This window comes from Bradyrhizobium sp. Rc3b (genome assembly GCF_900114915.1).
Taxonomy (GTDB): Bacteria; Pseudomonadota; Alphaproteobacteria; order Rhizobiales; family Xanthobacteraceae; genus Bradyrhizobium.
Window position 1 is genome coordinate 338,471 of the sequence record NZ_FOUS01000008.1, and the last position, 17,631, is coordinate 356,101.

Sequence of the window (17,631 nt, forward strand, 5' to 3'; positions counted from 1 at the left end):
CCTTTGCCTACCCTACGACTGCTCTTTCCGTCGCACCTTCGGCGCGACCACGCTGCCGGCCACCACCTGCAATAGATCCTTGCGCACGGCTTCGATGTGCCGCTCCAGGAAGCGGCAGGCTTCCTCGACCTTCTGTGCGCGGCAGAGCGCGATCATATGGGCGTGCTCCTTTTCGGCCGTCCCCATCGCTTTGGTGTTGGAGAGCTGCAGCCGAGTGTAGCGGTCGCTGGTCTGGAGCAGCGACAGCACGATCGCCCGCGTGCGCGGCTGCGGAGCGTGAACGTAAAGCGCCATGTGGAAGTCGGCGTTGAGCTGTCCCCATTCACTGACGTTCTTCGCCTTGATCGCCTTCTCGAAGCGCTTGTGGATGTCGTCGAGCCCGTCGAAATCGTCAGCGCTGAAACGCGGCGCCGACTGCGCCAGCAGCCGCGGCTCCAGGATGCAGCGCAGATCGAACACGTCGTTGATCTCGTCCAGCGACAGCTCCGAGACGATGGCGCCCTTCTGCGGCACGATCCGCACCAGGCCTTCAGCCTCGAGCTGGAATAGCGCCTCGCGGACAGGAATGCGGCTGACGCCATAGGCCTCGCCAAGCGCATCCTGCCGCAACTGTGATCCGGCCCGATAAGTACCGTCGAGGATCGCCTGCCTGAGCTGGTCGACGATCGCGGCCGACAGGGTGCGATGCTTCAGAGGCTGTTTCATCTGACCTTCTGTTGTCCTTCCCGACTCGTCCGGCCGAAGCGGTCTCTCTCTTGCATGTCGGGCGCTCCAGCAAAAGCCGGGCGTCCCACAAAGCAGCGTGCCCAGCAAAAGCGCGGCCTGCCGCAGAAATGACCGCAATCTCCGTTTGACACCCAAATTGTATAAATTATACATTTGTCGATAGCACGACAATTTTCGGGGTGTGGGGCCTCTTTCATGATCGAGCAGACGATCCCGGCCAGCCGCGCGTTCAGCGTTCGACGGATGGTCATTCGCGCCTCCAGCGCCCTGCTCGCCGTGGAGCGCCTGGCGCTGATGGGCCTGATGTACGTGCTGACCGGCCTGATCCTGGTGAACGTCGTCACCCGCTACGCGCGCTTTCCGATCTACTGGATCGATGAATCCGCTGTTTATTGCGTGGTCTGGCTGACCTTCATCGGCGCCTCCGCGATGACGCGGCTGCGGCTCGACTTCGCGGTCACCATGCTGACGGAGCGTCTTTCGGCGCGACACCAGAAGATCGCAAAGGTGATCTCGACTGGCCTCGTCGTGGTGTTCGGCGCCGCCCTGATCGTCACCTGCGTGCTCTGGATGGATCCGATCGGCCTTGCCCGCGCCGGCTTCGACGGGCGCAAGCTCGCGGCCGAAACCTTCAACTTCCTCTACACCGAGCACACCCAGACGCTGAACTGGCCGACCTGGGTGCTCTACCTGACGCTGCCGATCTTCGCGGTGTCGATGACCGTTCACGGCCTCGCCAATTTGCTGGAAGATCTCGGGCTGGTGCCGCGCATGCCGCCAAAGGGCTTCCAGCTCTCCGAGCTCGACGGGGTCAACTGATGATCACGTCGGCGGCCTTTATGGTTTTCATGCTGGTCGGCGTGCCGATCGGCCTCTGCCTGTGCCTCGCCGGCCTCGTCTACATTGCGGCATCCGGCAATCCCGTGCTGTTCCAGTCCTATCCGCTGCAGCTGTTCGGCGGCGTCGACAGCTACGGCCTGATCGCGATTCCCCTCTTCATCCTGATCGGCGAGATCATGAATGGCGGCGGCATCACACGGCGCATCGTCGACATGGCGATGGCCTTCGTCGGCTCGCTCAAAGGCGGGCTCGCCTACGTCAACATCCTCGCCAATATGTTCATCTCCTCGATCCTGGGATCGGCGACCGCGCAGGTCGCGATCATGGCCCAGATCATGGTGCCGGAGATGGAGAAGAAGGGTTACGACAAGACGTTTGCGGCGGGGCTGACCGCTTATGGCGGCATGCTCGGCCCCATCATCCCGCCCTCGGTGATGTTCGTGGTCTACAGCGTGCTCGCGCAGGTCTCGGTCAGCGACATGCTGATCGCAGGCATCGTGCCGGGCGTCATCCTCACCGTGATGTTCTGCCTCGTCATTGCCCTGATGGGCTATGTCTACAATTATCCGCGCGCGGATTATCAGACGCCGCGCCAGCGCGTCATGACGATCCTGCGGACGTCGCCGACGCTGCTGATCCCGGTCGTCATCGTCGGCACGATTCTGAGCGGTCTCGCCAATGCGACGGAATCCGCCGCGGTCGGCGCTGTGGCCGCCGCACTCGTCGGAAAATACTGGACCAGGGAGTTCGAGTTCTCGCAGCTGCCGCAGATGATGCTGCGCAGCGCGATCTATTCGGCGATCGTGCTGTTCCTGGTCGCGGCCGCCGCGGTGTTCTCCTGGGTCCTGATCTTCGGCAAGGTGCCGCAGGAGACGGCTGCCTGGATCCAGACGGCCGCCAAAGACCCGGTCAGCTTCATGCTGATCTGCAACGTCATCCTGCTTGTGATCGGCACTGTCATCGACGGCATTCCCGGCCTGATCATGACGGTGCCAATCCTGCTGCCTGTTGCGACCGAGGTCTATCACATCGATCCCCGGCATTTCGGCGTCGTGGTGGTGATCAATCTCGTGCTCGGCCTGCTGTCGCCGCCGGTCGGGCTCTGCTTTTTCGTCGCGGCCGCCGTCACCGGCGCCAAGCCCGGCAAGATGTTCATGGTGACGCTGCCCTTCTTCGTCATCTCCTGCGTCCTGCTGGTGCTGCTCTCGCTCTATCCGTCGCTCTCGCTGATCCTCATCAAATAGGCCCGTTCAAAAGGAAGCCCGACCATGCCGCTTACACGCCGCCGCTTTCTCGCCACCAGTGCCGCCGCATCGGTGTTCGCACCGTCGCTGGCGCTCGCCCAGGCCAAGGAATTCCGCCTCGGCCTGATCACTCCGAACGGCCATTCCTGGAACAAGGCCGCGCTAAAATTCGGTGACGATCTCAAGGCCGCAACCAACGGCCGCCTGACACTGACCGTGTTCCACTCCGGCCAGCTCGGCAACGAGCCCGCGATGATGCAGCAATTGCAATCCGGCGCGCTCGACATGGGCTTCATCCAGGCCGCCGAGCTCGGCTCGCGCGTGCCGCACATCGCCGCGATCAACGCGCCCTACATCGTGCGCTCGACGCCGGCGGTGGCGAAATTCGTGCGGCATCCGGCGGCAGTGAAGCTGTTCGAGGTGCTGCCGCAGGAGACCGGCACCATCGGCCTCGGCTGGGGCATCACCGGCATGCGCGCGGTGTTCTCGTCGAAGGATTTGACGACGCTCGCCGACATCAAGGGCATGAAGCTGCGCATCAACCCGACGCCGGTCTATCGTGATTTCTATTCGTCCCTCGGCGCAGCGCCGACACCGATCCCGACGCCGCAGGTGTTCGACGCGATGGCCAACGGCCAGGTCGACGGCCTCGAGGCCGATCTCGAATTCTCCTGGAACCAACGCTTCGACAAGGTCTCCAAGGTGATCCTGCAGATGAATGCCGTCTTCATGCCGATGGCGGCCGTCGTTTCCGGCCGGGTCTGGCAGTCGCTCCCCGCTGCCGACCGCGAGCTGATCGCCAAGACTGTCAAGGCGACTCTGGATGCGCAGATCGACGAACTCGCCGGCAACGAGCCCGCGCTGATCGAGAATTTCAAGAACGCGCCGATCCCAATCCGCCAGGTCCCGGCGGGCGACACCGAGGCCGTCATCGCCGAATTCGACAAGATCTGGCTGCCCAAGGCACCGGTTCTCGCCGAGCTGCGCAAGGTCGGCGCGACGCTCTGATCGCACCCGCCATCCTCTTCACCGCGCCCGGCGGATCCAGCCCCCCGCCGGCAATCTTACCTGGAGTCAAATCAATGAGCCGCCGCGTTTCCTGGGAAGGCGTCTTCCCGGCCGTCACCACCCAATTCCACGACGATCTCTCGCTCGACATCGATGCAACCGCGAAAGTGATGGATGGGTTGATCCGCGACGGCGTCTCGGGCCTGATCGTCTGCGGCTCGGTCGGCGAGAACACCTCGCTGGAGCGCAAGGAGAAGGTCGCGATCATGGAGACGGCGAAGTCGGTCGCCGCCGGCCGCGTGCCCGTATTGTGCGGCATCGCCGAATTTACCACGGCGTTTGCGGTCGAGACGGCGAAGGAAGCCGCGCGCGTCGGCATCGACGGCGTGATGGTGATGCCGGCCCTGGTCTATTCGTCCAAGCCGCACGAGACCGCGGCGCATTTCCGCGCCGTCGCCTCCGCGACCGACCTGCCCGTGATGCTCTACAACAATCCGCCGATCTACAAGAACGACGTCACCCCGGACATTCTCGCCACGCTCGCCGACGTCGAGACCGTGGTCTGCTTCAAGGATTCGTCCGGAGACACGCGGCGCTTCATCGACACCAGGAACATGGTGGGTGACCGCTTCGTGCTGTTCGCAGGCCTCGACGACGTCATCGTCGAGAGCATCGCCATGGGCGCCGTGGGCTGGGTCTCCGGCATGTCGAACGCCTTCCCGCGCGAAGGCGAGACGCTGTTCCGTTTGGCCAAGGCCGGCCGCCTCGCTGAGGCTATGCCGATCTACGAATGGTTCATGCCGCTGCTGCATCTCGATGCGCGCCCCGACCTCGTCCAGTGCATCAAGCTGTGCGAGCACATCATGGGCCGCGGCACCGCGCTGACCCGCCCGCCGCGCCTCGCGCTGCTGCCGCAGGAGAAGGCCGAGGTCGAGGCCATGATGGCCAAGGCGCTGAAGAGCCGGCCGCGCCTGCCGGATGTGGGTCTGAAGGCTGCGTGAAAGCAGGTCCCGTAGTCTAGTAGGGTGGGCAAAGCGACTTGTCCGCCGTAGCTCGAAGAGCGAAGGCGGAAGCGTGCCCACCACCTGTCTCGATCATAAAAAGATGGTGGGCACGGCGCTAGGCGCCTTTGCCCACCCTACGGCACCTGCGCTTACAATGGCGAAGACCTACGAAGCCGCCCGCTTCTTCTTCGCATTCAGCGCGGACGCCACCCGGCTCACCGGCGGCTTGCCCAGCACGCGGCTCATCTCGTTCGTCGCGGCCAGCAGCTTGTCCATGTCGATGCCGGTCCTGACGCCCATGCCCTCGAGCATGTAGACGACGTCCTCGGTCGCGACATTGCCGGTCGCTCCCGGCGCGTAGGGGCAGCCGCCGAGGCCGCCGGCGGCAGCGTCGATGACGCGGACGCCCTCCTCCAGGCCGGCATAGAGATTGGCGAGCGCCTGTCCGTAGGTGTCGTGGAAATGCATTGCGAGATTGGCGGCGGGAATGTTGGCGGCAACCGCGCGCAGCATCGCCTTGGCCTTTTCAGGCGTGCCGACGCCGATGGTGTCGCCGAGGGAGACCTCGTAGCAGCCGAGATCCCACAGCGTCTTGGCGAGATCCGCGACGGCCTTCGGTTTGATTTCACCGTCGAACGGACAGCCGAGCACGCAGGAGATATAGCCGCGCACCTTGACGCCATCAGCCTTGGCACGAGCCAGCACCGGCTTGAACCGATCGATGGACTCCGCAACGGTGCAATTGATGTTGGCGCGAGAAAATCCCTCGGAGGCCGCGGCGAACACCGAGACCACTCTCGCGCCCGCGGCGCGCGCTGCGTCATAGCCCTTCTCGTTGGGCACCAGCACGTGGAATTCGGCGCCCTTGATGTGGTTCACGCCGCGCAGCACGGCATCCGAGCTCGCCATTTGCGGGATCGCCTTGGGCGAGACGAACGCCCCGACCTCGACCGTATCGAGCCCGGCCGCGACCAGCGCCTCGACGAAGGCGATACGGGCTTCGACGCTGACGGGCGTCTTCTCGTTCTGGAGGCCGTCGCGCGGCCCCATTTCGATGATGCGGACGGGGTCGCTCATGTCACTCTCCCGCAGGTTCGACCACCGCGAGCTCGACGCCCTCCTGCACGATGTCGCCGACCTTGCACTTGATGGACTTCAAGACGCCGGCATAGGGCGCGCGCAGCGTCTGCTCCATCTTCATCACTTCCAGCGTCAGGATCGGCGCGCCCTTCTCGAGCTTGGCCCCCTCCTCGGCCAGCACGGCGACGACGGTGCCCGGCAGCGGCGCCGCGATCTTGTCCTCGCCGATATGCTCCTCGCTCTCGCCGCCGAACGGATCGACCCAATGCAGGTCGAAGCGGCCGTTGCGCGTGCGCAGGTAAAGCTCATGGCCGGCGACGACCGCGGCGACCGACGATTTGACGCCGTCAAGCGTCAGGTCGAAGCCGCCGTCGCGCGGCGCGATCGCAAATGCCAATTCGCGTTCGCCGATGATCAGCGTCGACGGACCGCTGCCGTAGTTCAGCACGATCTTCTGCTCGGGCCCGTGCCCGACACGAAAGGCAAAGCTGCGCTGGCGGCGGCCGACCGGCTGCCAGCCAAAGGTCCGCCAGGGCGAATTCGCCTCCGCCTGCGCCGCCTGTCGTTCGTCGCTGATAATAGCGGCCACCGCGGCGCACAGCTCGAGCTCACCCGGCGCCGGCGCGGCCTGTGTCAGCACCGCCAGCTCACGCTCGATGAAGCCGGTGTCGATCGCATTCGTCCGTACCTTCGGATGCGTCATCAGCGCCGACAGGAACGGGATGTTGGTGACGATGCCGCGGACGTCGGACTCTTCCAGCCCGCGGTTCAGGCGCTCGATCGCAACGTCCCGCGTTGGCGCCCATGCGATCATCTTTGCGAGCATGGCGTCGTAATACGGCGAGACGCTATCGCCCTCGCGGTAGCCGGCGTCGATGCGCAGGCCACCGGTCTCGGCGGGCAGCCGCCAGGTCGAGATCCTGCCGACCGACGGCATGAAGTTCTTGGTCGGATTCTCCGCGTAGACGCGCGCCTCGACCGCGTGGCCGTTGAGCTTGATCTCGTCCTGCTTCAACGGCAGCGCCTCGCCGAAGGCGACGCGCAGCTGCCATTCGACGAGGTCGACGCCTGATATCAGCTCGGTCACGGGATGCTCGACCTGCAGACGCGTGTTCATCTCGATGAAGAAAACGTCCTTGCCGTCGGAGACGAACTCGATGGTGCCGGCACCGACATAGTTCACCGCGCCTGCGGCCTTTCGCGCGGCGGCACAAACCGCCTCGCGCTGCGCTGGATTGAGCGTCGGCGACGGCGCCTCCTCGATCACCTTCTGGTGCCGGCGCTGCAACGTGCATTCGCGCTCGAACAGCGAGAGCAGATTGCCGTGGCTGTCGCCGATGATCTGCACCTCGATATGCCGGGGATTGTCGACATATTTCTCGATCAGCATGCGGTCGTCGCCGAACGCGGCCTTGGCCTCTCGCTTGGCGCTGACGATCGCGGGCGCAAGCTCATCGGCCGAGCGCACGATCCGCATGCCGCGGCCGCCGCCGCCGGCGGAGGCCTTCACCAGGATGGGAAAGCCGATCTTGTCGGCCGCCTTCGAAAGCGTCGCCTCGTCCTGGGCCTCGCCGTGATAGCCCGGCACCAGCGGCACGCCGGCCTTCTCCATCAGCTCTTTCGAGCCGGACTTCGAGCCCATCGCCGTCATCATCCCGGCGGTCGGGCCGACGAACACCAGCCCTGCATCGAAGCAGGCCCGTGCGAATTCGGCATTCTCCGACAGGAAGCCGTAGCCGGGATGCACGGCCTCGGCGCCGGTCTTGCGCGCGGCCTCGATCAGCCGCTCGACATTGAGATAGCTGTCGCGGGCCCGCGCCGGCCCGAGCAGCACGGCCTCGTCGGCGAGCGCGACATGCATCGCATCGCGATCGGCCTCGGAATAGACCGCGACCGTGCGCAGGCCCATGGCGCGTGCGGTGCGGATGACGCGGCAGGCGATCTCGCCGCGGTTGGCGATCAGGAGGGTGCGAAAACGGCGGTAGAGCTTTGAGCGGTCCATCGCATCACATCCTGAACAGGCCGAATTTTGTCGGCTCGATCGGCGCATTCGACGCCGCCGAGAGGCCAAGGCCGAGCACGAGGCGAGTATCGGCCGGGTCGATGACGCCGTCGTCCCACAGCCGCGCCGTGGCATAATATGGGTGCCCCTGGCTCTCATATTGCGCGCGGATGGGCTCGCGGAATTTGTCTTCCTCTTCCTTCGACCAGCTATCGCCCTTGGCCTCGATATTGTCGCGGCGGACCTGGCTCAGCACCATCGAGGCCTGCTCGCCGCCCATCACCGAGATGCGCGCGTTCGGCCACATCCAGAGGAAGCGCGGTGAGTACGCCCGGCCGCACATGCCGTAATTGCCGGCGCCGTAGGAGCCGCCGATCACCACGGTGAATTTCGGCACCGAGGCGGTCGCGACCGCCGTCACCAGCTTGGCGCCGTCGCGCGCGATGCCGCCGGCCTCGTATTTCTTGCCGACCATGAAGCCAGTGATGTTCTGCAGGAACACCAGGGGAATGCCGCGTTGGCAGCACAGCTCGATGAAATGAGCGCCTTTCAGTGAACTCTCACTAAAGAGAATGCCGTTGTTGGCGATGATGCCGACCGGATAGCCCCAGATATGGGCGAAGCCGCAGACCAGCGTCGTGCCGTAGAGCTTCTTGAATTCGTCAAACTCGGAGCCATCCACGACGCGCGCGATGATGTCGCGCACGTCGAACGGCTTTCTGCCGTCGACCGGCACCACGCCGTAAATCTCCTCCGCAGCAAACAGCGGCTCACGCGCCGGATGCATATTGAGGTTCGGCCGCACCGACGGCTTCAGCGTGCCGACGATGCGCCGGGCGATGCCGATCGCGTGCGCATCGTTCTGTGCGTAATGGTCCGTCACGCCCGACTGGCGCGAATGCACGTCGGCGCCGCCGAGCTCCTCGGCGCTGACGACCTCGCCGGTCGCGGCCTTCACCAGCGGCGGGCCGCCGAGGAAGATGGTGCCTTGGTTGCGCACGATGATGCTCTCGTCCGACATCGCGGGGACATAGGCGCCGCCGGCGGTGCAGGAGCCCATCACGATCGCGATCTGCGGAATGCCCTGGGAGGACATCTGCGCCTGGTTGTAGAAGATGCGGCCGAAATGCCGCTCGTCCGGGAAGATCTCATCCTGCAGCGGCAGGAAGGCGCCGCCGGAATCGACCATGTAGACGCAGGGCAGATTGTTCTGCCGCGCCACGTCCTGCGCACGCAGATGCTTCTTCACGGTCATGGGGTAATAGGTGCCACCCTTGATCGTGGCGTCGTTGGCGACGATCATGCATTCGCGCCCCGAAATGCGCCCCACGCCCGTCACGACGCTCGCCGAATGCACATCGCCGCCATAGAGGCCGTAGGCCGCGAGCGGTGACAGCTCCAGGAACGAGGTGCCGGGATCGACCAGGAGGTCGACGCGCTCGCGTGCCAGCATCTTGCCGCGCGAGGTGTGGCGGTTGCGCGAGACCTCGCCGCCACCGCCGGCGACCTGGCTGAGCTTTTCACGCAAGTCCGCGACCAGGGTGCGCATCGCCTCGGAATTGCGCGCAAAGTCGGATGAAGACGGATCGATGCTGGAATGGAGCGGCATGTTGATTCCAATGAGTGAAGGTTTTTAAGCCGTCTCGGACATCAGTTCGCGGCCGATCAGCATGCGGCGAACTTCGGACGTCCCCGCGCCGATCTCGTACAGCTTGGCGTCGCGCCACAGACGCCCCACAGGGAATTCGCTGGTATAGCCGACGCCGCCGAGCGCCTGGATCGCCTCGCCGGCCATCCACGTTGCCTTCTCCGCGGAATAGAGGATCGCCGCGGCCGCATCCTTGCGCAAGCTGCGGGCGTGGTCGGCGCGGTCGCAAGCGCGTCCCACCGCATAGACATAGGCGCGCGTGGCCTGCCACGTCGCGTACATGTCGGCGAGCTTGCCCTGCATCAGCTGGAAATCGCCGATCGGCTGGCCGAACTGCTTGCGCTCGTGCATGTAGGGCACGACCGCGTCCATGCACGCCGCCATGATCCCGAGCGGGCCGCCCGACAGCACCGCGCGCTCATAGTCGAGGCCGGACATCAGCACCTTGACGCCCTCACCCACCTTGCCCATCACATTCTCCTCCGGCACCTCGCAATCGTCGAAGAACAAGGGATAGGTGTTGGAGCCGCGCATGCCGAGCTTGTCGAGATGCTGGCCGTGGGTGAAACCCTTGAAGCCCTTCTCGACGAGGAAAGCCGTCATGCCGCGCGGGCCGGCCTCCGGATCGGTCTTGGCGTAGACCACCAGCACGTCGGCGTCGCCGCCATTGGTGATCCACATCTTCGAGCCGTTGAGGACGTAGCGGTCGCCGCGCTTGTCGGCGCGCAGCTTCATCGAGACCACGTCGGAGCCGGCGCCCGGCTCGGACATCGCGAGCGCGCCGACATAGTCGCCGGAGATCAGCTTCGGCAAATAGCGCTGGCGCTGCGCGTCATTGCCGTTGCGGCGGATCTGGTTGACGCAGAGGTTGGAATGGGCGCCGTAGGACAGCCCCACGGCAGCGGAGCCGCGCGAAATCTCCTCCATGGCGACGATGTGGGCGAGATAGCCCATGTTCGAGCCGCCATATTGCTCCGGCGCGGTCATGCCGAGCAGGCCAAGGTCGCCGAAGCGCTTCCAGAGGTCTGCGGGGAACAGATTGGCCTTCTCGATGTCGGCCGCGCGCGGGGTGATCTCGGCCTCCACGAAGGCGCGAAGCGTGTCGCGCAACATGCCGACGTCTTCGCCCAGATCGAAGTCGATGCTCGGGATGTTCAAGGCGATTCCTCCGTATTTTGGGGACCGAACCTAGCGGGGTCAGGGCCCTCTTGCGGTCGAAAAGGTTGCATTTTCCGCCAAACTTGGCGAGGATTTTCCCGAGAGAATTTCCAAAGGTTCGCAATGCCCTTTCAAGCCGCAACCGCGATCCCGCGCCGCGCCGTCACCCCCGCCGCCTTCGTGCGGGGCGTGGTTGCCGCCTATGCGCGATACGGACGGGATCCGGCCGAGGCGTTGCAGCGGGGTCAGGTAGCGCCAGACCTTGTCAATTCTCCGGACGGGCGGGTCACGGCCGCCCAGTTCGAGGCCCTGGCGGGCCATGCCATGCGCGAGCTCGACGACGAGGCGCTCGGCTGGTTCTCGCGCCGCCTGCCCTTCGGCACCTACGGCATGCTGTGCCGCGCCTCGATCACAGCGCCTACGCTGGAGGTGGCGCTCAAGCGCTGGTGCCGGCATCACCGCCTGCTCACCGAGGACGTGCTGCTCGATCTCGAGCTCAGTGAGGAGACCGCCGTGGTCTCCATCCGGGAGCTGCGCGATCTCGGGCCCTTACGCGAATTCTGCCTGGTCACCCTGCTCCGCTACGTGCTCGGCTTCTCCTGCTGGGCCGTCGATTCCCAGATCGCGCTCCGCGCGGCGGAGTTCCCGTACGCGGAGCCCGGCCATGTCTCGGTCTATCCGACCATCTTTTGCCGGACCGTCCGCTTCGATGCGGACCGCGCCGCTATCATCTTCGACAAGCATTATCTCTCGCTGCCGCTGACGCGCAGCGCCGCCGATCTCGACAACATGCTCAAGGGCGCGCTCAGGCTGACCGTGCTGCCTTATCGGCGCGACCGGCTGCTGGTCGAGCGTGTCCGCCGCGTGCTCCGCAATGCGCGCGGACGCAGTCTTGGTGCCGAGGACGTCGCGAGCGAGCTTGCGCTCTCCACCCGCACCATGCACCGGCGCCTGCGCGAGGAGGCCACCTCGTTGCGCGATCTCAAGGAAGAGGCAAAATTCGAACTGGCAAAACAGGAGCTGATGCGAGGCCGCACGCCGATCAAACGCATCGCCGAGATCGCGGGCTTCCGCAACGAGAAGAGCTTTTCCCGCGCCTTCCGCACCTGGACCGGTGCCTCGCCGCGCGAGTTTCGCGGCCGGTATCGCTGAGACACGCCCGCTGTCGCATCACTGTCATGAATTTGCGGCCTCCAAGATGAACTCTCGGAGGCCGCAGTTTCGAAACCCGTCTTCAGGCGTTAATTCGAGTTGGTCTGCGCGCCCGGGCGAAGCTTGGTGCGCGACTGCTTCGGCTGATAGGCCAGCGCGTCGTTCGAGGTCTTCGCGCCGCCGCTCTGCGAGCAGGTGCCCCCGATCCCGCCCGCCGCAGCCCGGCAGGCTTCCATCGTCGGATAGCCGCAGCCATGAGCGGCCTGGGCGCCGTTGGTGATGCAGTACTCTTCCGCCTGCGCGGCGGGTGCGGTCATCATGAGAAACGCCGATGCAAACAGCGTCGCAGCGGATGCGACAATCGTCTTCGAGGTCGAGGTCATGGTGTCTTGTCCAGCTTCAGGGGTCCCACAAAAGAGTCCTCAGGATGCGACGCAGGCTGAGGTTCACCCCTTGCATCTAGGCGGCGCACCGAGACCGGCAATCACGTCTCAGCGCATCGCAGGACTTCCAAAATCACATGTCACAGTTATGTGAGTTAATCAGCATTATAGTGCTGACGTCGAAGACACGTAGCGCGGTCCGATTTTTCGCGATCGTGGAGTAACGGCGCCTGGAGCGTTCCCCTATCCCGCCGATACCGCCGCGACGTCCTGCAGAGGCAGCGGCACATCCTTCGCGACGCCCAACACCGGAAAGCTGCGGACGTTCTTCACGTCAGGCATTGCCGCGAAATGCAGCAGCTGCTGGCGCATGCTCTCGACGCTCGGCGCCACGCATCTCAGGAGATAGTCGGTGTCGCCCGAAATCCGCCAGCATTGCTGGATGCGCGGGATCGCAGCGATCGAGCTCTCGAACGCCTCCAGCACCGGCTGGGCCTGGCTGCCGAGCTGGATCGAGACGAACGAGACCACCTCATAGCCGAGCCGCCGCTCGTCGATGACGGCCCGCACCGCCCGGATCACGCCGCGGCTGAACAGCGATTTCAGCCGTCGCAGGCAGTTGGGCGCGGACACGCCGACGCGCAGCGCCAGCTCGTTGTTGCGGATACGCCCGTCCTGCTGCAGCTCGGATAATATCTTCAGATCGACGCCGTCGAGCTGGTCACGCCCCGCCATACCCCACCCCGTCGTGGTCCCGATGTCAGGACCAGCGAAGCACGTGGCGGAATTGGTGCCAAGGGTCCGAACCCGGGGCGCGGCGCTATGGCGTTCGGGAGGAATGCCTCCACGACCGTCATGGCCGGGTTGACCCGGCGATCCACGTTCGTTCACGCCCACCCAAAACGTGGATGCCCGGGCCTCTGCCTCGCCGAAGCGACTTCGGCCGCGCAGGCGGGACGAGCCCGGGCATGACGAGAACATCACGTCGTTTGAAGTCGAAGCAGCCGCCTTCTCAATGCGTCCAGGGCTCGCCGCGACGGAACGAGAAGTTGTCGGCATAGGCGACTGGGCGGCGGATTGAATCCTGCGGTTCGATCACCTGGTAGGCGATGCCCTTGCGCTCGCAATAGGCGACCGCCTCTTCCTTGCTGTGGAAGCGCAGCGTGATCTGCTGCTTCATGTCGCCCGACGAGGTCCAGCCCATCAGCGGCTCGACCGCGCGGGGCTGCTCCGGCTCGTAGTCGAGCTGCCATTCCTTCGCCTTGGACCGGCCGGATTGCATCGCGTTCTTGGCGGGTTTGAAAATGCGTGCGGTCATTGGCGGTCCGGCCTCTTCGTCTTTTCGTTCGATTTCGATGCGTCACGGTAGCAGTTGGTGGAAACCTCAGGGATAGTATACAGACACCGACTGGGAACTGATCGGTGATTCCGGCCCCGGGCACCCCTCACCACCGGTATAGTCATTATGCTGCACCGTGACAATTGCGTACCCACCTTTCGCGCTGGGGCCCGCCCGGCGGCACTGCTTCGACGACATCAGCGTAACCGCCCCTCCCGAAAGCTCCCGTCGCATGGCCTTCCTGAACATCAACGCCACGCTCCCTGAAAAAGGCCGTGACCTCAGGCTCGACCTGTTTCGCGGGGTCGCGAACTGGGCGATCTTCCTCGACCACATCCCCGACAATGTCGTGAACTGGGTCACGACGCGCAATTACGGCTTTTCCGACGCCGCCGACTTGTTCGTGTTCATCTCCGGCTATACCGCCTCGTTCGTCTATGCGCGGATGATGCTTGAGCGCGGCTTCCTGGTCGGCGCCACCCGGCTGACCAAGCGGGTCTGGCAGCTCTACGTCGCCCACATCATCCTGTTCGTGATCTATATCGCCTCGATCAGCTATCTGGCGCTGCGCTTCGGCGATAGCGAGATGATCAACGAGTTCAACGTCGCCGGCTTGGTCGACAACGCCACCGAGACGCTACGCCAGGGCCTGTTCCTGCGCTTCAAGCCGCTCAATCTCGACGTGCTGCCGCTCTACATCGTGCTGATGGGCCTGTTCCCGCCGGTGCTGTGGTTCATGCTGCGCAAGCCCGATTTGACGATGGTGCTGGCGATCGTGCTGTGGCTGGCGGCGCGTCACTTCGGCTGGAATCTGAACGCCTATCCGGCAGGCCAGTGGTACTTCAACCCGTATTGCTGGCAGGTGCTGTTCGTGTTCGGCGCCTGGTGCGCGATGGGCGGCGCGCGGCGCTCGATGACGCTGATCAACGCGCCGATCACGCTCTATCTCTGTCTCGGCTATCTCTTGTTCGCGCTGGTCATGACCATGGCCGGCCGCTTCCCCACATTCGGCGGCATGTTCCCGGAGTGGCTGTTCTCGGCCTTCAACCCGAACGACAAGACCAACCTTGCGCCCTACCGCTTCATCCACTTCGTCGTGATCGTGATCCTGGTGATCCGCTTCGTGCCAAAGGAATGGCCGGGGCTGGAATGGAAGGTGTTCGATCCCCTGATCGTCTGCGGCCAGCAGTCGCTCGCCGTGTTCTGCGTCGGCGTGTTCCTGTCCTTCGTCGGCCATTTCGAGCTGTCGATGAGCTCGGGCTCGCTGCTCGCACAGATCTTCGTCAGCGTTGCCGGCATCGCGATCATGACGACGGTGGCCTATTACATCTCGTGGTCGAAGAAGCAGGACAAGCCGCTGAAGCCACCGCCGCCCAAGCCGGCGACAGCCCCGGCGCAAGCGGCCTGATCCGGGAACGCCTGGCGGTTGAAGCGCGACCTTCAACCGCCATGGCCGAGATCGACGGCCTCAGCAAAAGCCCAAGGCGCGATGATGGTTCATTCCGAGCTCGTCGCGCTTCACGCGGCTTCTTCGCCGTCGAACTCGGTGAATTTCTTGTAGATCCAGTCGCGGCCGTCATGGCGGCGCCAGACCTTGCCGACCACGAGCTGCCCGTTGATCGAGCGACGGGGCACGAACACGGTCCAGAGGTGCCAGATCTCGCTCCAGCTCGATTGCGGACCGGCGGTTTTGAAGTTGCGATCGAAAGACATGACGCAGAACTCACAGGATATGCGCGCTGCGACGAACCGTGACCTTGTGTGAGCACGACTTGCAGGCAGCCCGTCGCGAGCCGGAATCGATCTGATAACGATCGCCGAAGCGGCCGCAACAACCGCTCATCCTTAACCTAACCAGTCAACCTTACTTCGCGCGGCCTGGGGCCGAGATCGGTTGAAAGCCGGCGCCGATTTATCTACAATACGCGCGCGATTTGAGAATGACCGCGCCATCTTGGGCGCGTGGCGATTTGATTGAGCTGACGTCCAATTTTGTGAATTGAAATTTCGAGAATCTCGTCAGGGCGACCACAATGAATTTGCAGTGTGAACGTCTGCGCCTGGCGCTGCGATCGACGCCTCCTGCGCCAATCGCAAGGATGCCGGCGCATGAGCTGCCGAAAGCCGCCAACGACAACCACGGGATTTGGCCCCTGCTGCCGTTTCCGCTCGGCTGGTACGCCTCGAGCTGAGGGGGCGGATCCGAAAGGCGACACCTGAAAAGCGCAACGCCGCGCAAGCGGAATATCATCGCTTGGCGGCGTCCGTTTAGACATTGGGCGCTGAAATCCCCAACACACTTATGTCTATGGCGACAGCCAAAGGTTCGATCCGGCGTCGGCAATTCTGTCCCGGTCCGCGAGGGCGCAGTGGCCTGAAACATCGCGAAGAAATCGCGGGGACGCCGTAAGCCCTGCCTGTCAGATCACGTCGGAGGTCGCAGGGAAAAGCCTAGGAGATTCACCCCCAGAACTGGTCGGGGCAGCTGGATTCGAACCAACGACCTGCAGTACCCAAAACTGCCGCGCTACCAGGCTGCGCTATACCCCGAATGTCCGGCGAGCCCCGTCGATACACGCTTCCCAAGGCGCCAGCAAGGCTTCCAAGGCGCCGTCAAGCCCCGAGGCGCCCGCCTGCCCGCCTATTTGCTGCCGAACAGCGGATGGCCGACGCGGTCGCCGGGGCGGATGCCGTATTTCTGCGCCGTTCCCGCCACCACCTCCAGCACGGCCCTGGCGGGCCCCCGGGACGAGATGATCTTGGTCGACATCGGTTCGGTATTCTCGGCGATGCGCAGGATGCGGCCGTCGGCGCGGATGAAGATCATGTCGAGCGAGACATAGGTGTTCTTCATCCACATCGACACCTCCTGCTCGGGATTGAAGTCGAACAGCATGCCTTTGCCGTCCGCCAGCTCCTTGCGGTACATCAGGCCGGTCTGCTTCTCCTCCTCGGTCGTGGCTACTTCCACCGAGAACACCTGCACGCCGTTCTTGGTGACGATCTCGAGCGGCTGGAAGCTGGCGGCGCCGGCCGGCGCGCCGGCAACGACACAGCCGGCGATAACGAGGACGGCGGCAAGCCAGCCCTTCAGAGCGGACCAGACAGCCTTACGATCAGGATTCATGGGGGCACTCGAGGCGTGGGACTGGACCAGTCCTTACGCGGCGGTCGCCGGAAAAGCCAGAGGCGCACCGGTCTGCCGACGCGGCCCTGCTCACGATTGCGGGAAATGAAGCTTGGGGGATTTGAAAGACTGCGGGGACTTGGAGGCTAGAGCGCGAGTCTCCCCGCGCTTAGTGCGACTGCAATCCCGGCGATCCGGTCTCGGGATGGATCTCGGCCGCCATCATGCCCTTCGAGCCGGGCCCGAAGCGGACCAGGACATACTGGCCGGGCCTGAGCTCGGTCATGCCGAAGCGTCGCAAGGTCTCCATGTGCACGAAGATGTCGGGTGTGCCCTCGCCGCAGGTCAGGAAGCCGAAGCCGCGCAGCCGATTGAACCATTTGACCTGGGCCCGTTCCAGCCCGCTGGTCGCGGTGACGGTGACATGGGTACGCGGCGGCAGCATCTGCGCCGGATGGATCGCGGTCGACTCGTCCATCGAGACCACGCGGAACGCCTGGTAACCCTTGGCGCGCTGGATGCACTCGACGACGATGCGGGCGCCCTCATAGGCGGTCTGGAAGCCGTCGCGCCTAAGCACGGTGACGTGCAGCAGCACGTCCGGCCAACCGTTGTCGGGAACGATGAAGCCATAGCCCTTGGAGGCGTCGAACCATTTGATGACGCCGTGGACTTCGACGAGATTGGCGCTGGTCTCGCCGAGCCCGCTGAACGGACTGAGCCCGCTCTCGCGACCGGCGCTGCCGTGCTCGCCCGGCGTGATCCGCCCGGGCGATGCCCCCTGCCCGGGAACCCCGAGCTTCTTGGACTCAAATCCGTCCGACGACCCCATAACCCCGGACCCCACACTGTCATGCGACCCGCCTCAGCAGCGGCATCGAATCACGCGTCTTTCGAGAACCTTCTCAACTGGACGCGAC

The 17,631-nt window shown here is 64.5% G+C and carries 17 protein-coding genes and 1 tRNA gene; 6 read left to right on the forward strand and 12 right to left on the reverse strand.

Annotated features, from left to right (window positions below; genetic code table 11):
* Positions 1-12 precede the first annotated feature (12 nt).
* A complete protein-coding gene (locus BM190_RS20840; RefSeq protein ID WP_092258379.1) occupies positions 13-705 on the reverse strand; it encodes a GntR family transcriptional regulator in 693 nt (230 codons plus the stop codon).
* 216 nt (positions 706-921) lie between these two features.
* Here BM190_RS20840 and BM190_RS20845 point away from each other — a divergent pair, with 216 nt between their 5' ends.
* From BM190_RS20845 to BM190_RS20860, 4 genes are all read left to right on the forward strand, one after another.
* Positions 922-1,545, forward strand: a complete 624-nt coding sequence (locus BM190_RS20845) for a TRAP transporter small permease (RefSeq protein WP_177237187.1) — start codon at positions 922-924, stop codon at positions 1,543-1,545.
* Entirely contained in the window at positions 1,545-2,810 is a 1,266-nt protein-coding gene (locus BM190_RS20850; protein ID WP_028144739.1) for a TRAP transporter large permease, read from the forward strand. The genes BM190_RS20845 and BM190_RS20850 overlap by 1 nt, the downstream gene beginning before the upstream one ends.
* 24 nt (positions 2,811-2,834) lie before the next feature.
* Entirely contained in the window at positions 2,835-3,818 is a 984-nt protein-coding gene (locus BM190_RS20855; RefSeq protein ID WP_092258382.1) for a TRAP transporter substrate-binding protein, read from the forward strand.
* Positions 3,819-3,892: 74 nt separating this feature from the next.
* Positions 3,893-4,819 (forward strand): dihydrodipicolinate synthase family protein, encoded by a 927-nt coding sequence (locus BM190_RS20860; RefSeq protein WP_028144741.1) that lies wholly within the window; start codon positions 3,893-3,895, stop codon positions 4,817-4,819.
* Positions 4,820-4,987: 168 nt separating this feature from the next.
* Here BM190_RS20860 and BM190_RS20865 read toward each other — a convergent pair whose 3' ends face one another.
* Genes BM190_RS20865 through BM190_RS20880 form a run of 4 tightly spaced genes read right to left on the reverse strand, consistent with a single transcriptional unit; the run spans position 4,988 to position 10,665 of the window.
* Entirely contained in the window at positions 4,988-5,899 is a 912-nt protein-coding gene (locus BM190_RS20865) for a hydroxymethylglutaryl-CoA lyase (protein ID WP_092258385.1), read from the reverse strand.
* A gap of 1 nt (position 5,900) precedes the next feature.
* Complete coding sequence (locus BM190_RS20870; protein WP_177237188.1) at positions 5,901-7,904, reverse strand: acetyl/propionyl/methylcrotonyl-CoA carboxylase subunit alpha; 2,004 nt, start codon at positions 7,902-7,904, stop codon at positions 5,901-5,903.
* Positions 7,905-7,908: 4 nt separating this feature from the next.
* Positions 7,909-9,513, reverse strand: coding sequence for a carboxyl transferase domain-containing protein (locus BM190_RS20875; RefSeq protein WP_018323127.1), 1,605 nt, complete (start codon positions 9,511-9,513; stop codon positions 7,909-7,911).
* Between the two features lie 24 nt (positions 9,514-9,537).
* A complete protein-coding gene (locus BM190_RS20880; protein WP_085964294.1) occupies positions 9,538-10,665 on the reverse strand; it encodes an isovaleryl-CoA dehydrogenase in 1,128 nt (375 codons plus the stop codon).
* 168 nt (positions 10,666-10,833) lie between these two features.
* Here BM190_RS20880 and BM190_RS20885 point away from each other — a divergent pair, with 168 nt between their 5' ends.
* The gene (locus BM190_RS20885; protein ID WP_092258391.1) at positions 10,834-11,862 is read left to right on the forward strand and encodes an AraC family transcriptional regulator; all 1,029 of its coding nucleotides are present in this window, start codon (positions 10,834-10,836) and stop codon (positions 11,860-11,862) included.
* A gap of 89 nt (positions 11,863-11,951) precedes the next feature.
* Here BM190_RS20885 and BM190_RS20890 read toward each other — a convergent pair whose 3' ends face one another.
* From BM190_RS20890 to BM190_RS20900, 3 genes are all read right to left on the reverse strand, one after another.
* Positions 11,952-12,245, reverse strand: a complete 294-nt coding sequence (locus BM190_RS20890) for a DUF3551 domain-containing protein (protein ID WP_092258394.1) — start codon at positions 12,243-12,245, stop codon at positions 11,952-11,954.
* 243 nt (positions 12,246-12,488) lie between these two features.
* Positions 12,489-12,980 (reverse strand): Lrp/AsnC family transcriptional regulator, encoded by a 492-nt coding sequence (locus tag BM190_RS20895; protein ID WP_018323124.1) that lies wholly within the window; start codon positions 12,978-12,980, stop codon positions 12,489-12,491.
* Between the two features lie 277 nt (positions 12,981-13,257).
* Positions 13,258-13,563 (reverse strand): ETC complex I subunit, encoded by a 306-nt coding sequence (locus BM190_RS20900; RefSeq protein ID WP_092258396.1) that lies wholly within the window; start codon positions 13,561-13,563, stop codon positions 13,258-13,260.
* 253 nt (positions 13,564-13,816) lie between these two features.
* Here BM190_RS20900 and BM190_RS20905 point away from each other — a divergent pair, with 253 nt between their 5' ends.
* Positions 13,817-14,992: an OpgC domain-containing protein gene (locus BM190_RS20905; protein WP_092258399.1), complete on the forward strand. Its 1,176-nt coding sequence runs from the start codon at positions 13,817-13,819 to the stop codon at positions 14,990-14,992.
* Between the two features lie 110 nt (positions 14,993-15,102).
* Here BM190_RS20905 and BM190_RS20910 read toward each other — a convergent pair whose 3' ends face one another.
* The 4 genes from BM190_RS20910 to BM190_RS20925 all read right to left on the reverse strand — a co-directional run bounded on the left by BM190_RS20910 (position 15,103) and on the right by BM190_RS20925 (position 17,543).
* Entirely contained in the window at positions 15,103-15,297 is a 195-nt protein-coding gene (locus BM190_RS20910; protein ID WP_092258402.1) for a hypothetical protein, read from the reverse strand.
* A gap of 760 nt (positions 15,298-16,057) precedes the next feature.
* A tRNA-Pro gene (locus BM190_RS20915) sits at positions 16,058-16,134 on the reverse strand.
* Positions 16,135-16,225: 91 nt separating this feature from the next.
* Positions 16,226-16,711, reverse strand: a complete 486-nt coding sequence (locus BM190_RS20920; protein ID WP_018323119.1) for a DUF192 domain-containing protein — start codon at positions 16,709-16,711, stop codon at positions 16,226-16,228.
* A 169-nt stretch (positions 16,712-16,880) separates the two neighbouring features.
* A complete protein-coding gene (locus BM190_RS20925; protein WP_026202878.1) occupies positions 16,881-17,543 on the reverse strand; it encodes a cold-shock protein in 663 nt (220 codons plus the stop codon).
* Positions 17,544-17,631: the final 88 nt, after the last annotated feature.

Coding starts and splice junctions, on each gene's coding strand:
- BM190_RS20910 (WP_092258402.1), bottom strand. CDS start 15,297: ATGTCTTTCGATCGCAACTTCAAAACCGCCGGTCCGCAATCGAGCTGG.
- BM190_RS20920 (WP_018323119.1), bottom strand. CDS start 16,711: ATGAATCCTGATCGTAAGGCTGTCTGGTCCGCTCTGAAGGGCTGGCTT.
- BM190_RS20855 (WP_092258382.1), top strand. CDS start 2,835: ATGCCGCTTACACGCCGCCGCTTTCTCGCCACCAGTGCCGCCGCATCG.
- BM190_RS20865 (WP_092258385.1), bottom strand. CDS start 5,899: ATGAGCGACCCCGTCCGCATCATCGAAATGGGGCCGCGCGACGGCCTC.
- BM190_RS20890 (WP_092258394.1), bottom strand. CDS start 12,245: ATGACCTCGACCTCGAAGACGATTGTCGCATCCGCTGCGACGCTGTTT.
- BM190_RS20840 (WP_092258379.1), bottom strand. CDS start 705: ATGAAACAGCCTCTGAAGCATCGCACCCTGTCGGCCGCGATCGTCGAC.
- BM190_RS20905 (WP_092258399.1), top strand. CDS start 13,817: ATGGCCTTCCTGAACATCAACGCCACGCTCCCTGAAAAAGGCCGTGAC.
- BM190_RS20900 (WP_092258396.1), bottom strand. CDS start 13,563: ATGACCGCACGCATTTTCAAACCCGCCAAGAACGCGATGCAATCCGGC.
- BM190_RS20885 (WP_092258391.1), top strand. CDS start 10,834: ATGCCCTTTCAAGCCGCAACCGCGATCCCGCGCCGCGCCGTCACCCCC.
- BM190_RS20925 (WP_026202878.1), bottom strand. CDS start 17,543: ATGGGGTCGTCGGACGGATTTGAGTCCAAGAAGCTCGGGGTTCCCGGG.
- BM190_RS20870 (WP_177237188.1), bottom strand. CDS start 7,904: ATGGACCGCTCAAAGCTCTACCGCCGTTTTCGCACCCTCCTGATCGCC.
- BM190_RS20875 (WP_018323127.1), bottom strand. CDS start 9,513: ATGCCGCTCCATTCCAGCATCGATCCGTCTTCATCCGACTTTGCGCGC.
- BM190_RS20860 (WP_028144741.1), top strand. CDS start 3,893: ATGAGCCGCCGCGTTTCCTGGGAAGGCGTCTTCCCGGCCGTCACCACC.
- BM190_RS20880 (WP_085964294.1), bottom strand. CDS start 10,665: ATGTTGCGCGACACGCTTCGCGCCTTCGTGGAGGCCGAGATCACCCCG.
- BM190_RS20895 (WP_018323124.1), bottom strand. CDS start 12,980: ATGGCGGGGCGTGACCAGCTCGACGGCGTCGATCTGAAGATATTATCC.
- BM190_RS20845 (WP_177237187.1), top strand. CDS start 922: ATGATCGAGCAGACGATCCCGGCCAGCCGCGCGTTCAGCGTTCGACGG.
- BM190_RS20850 (WP_028144739.1), top strand. CDS start 1,545: ATGATCACGTCGGCGGCCTTTATGGTTTTCATGCTGGTCGGCGTGCCG.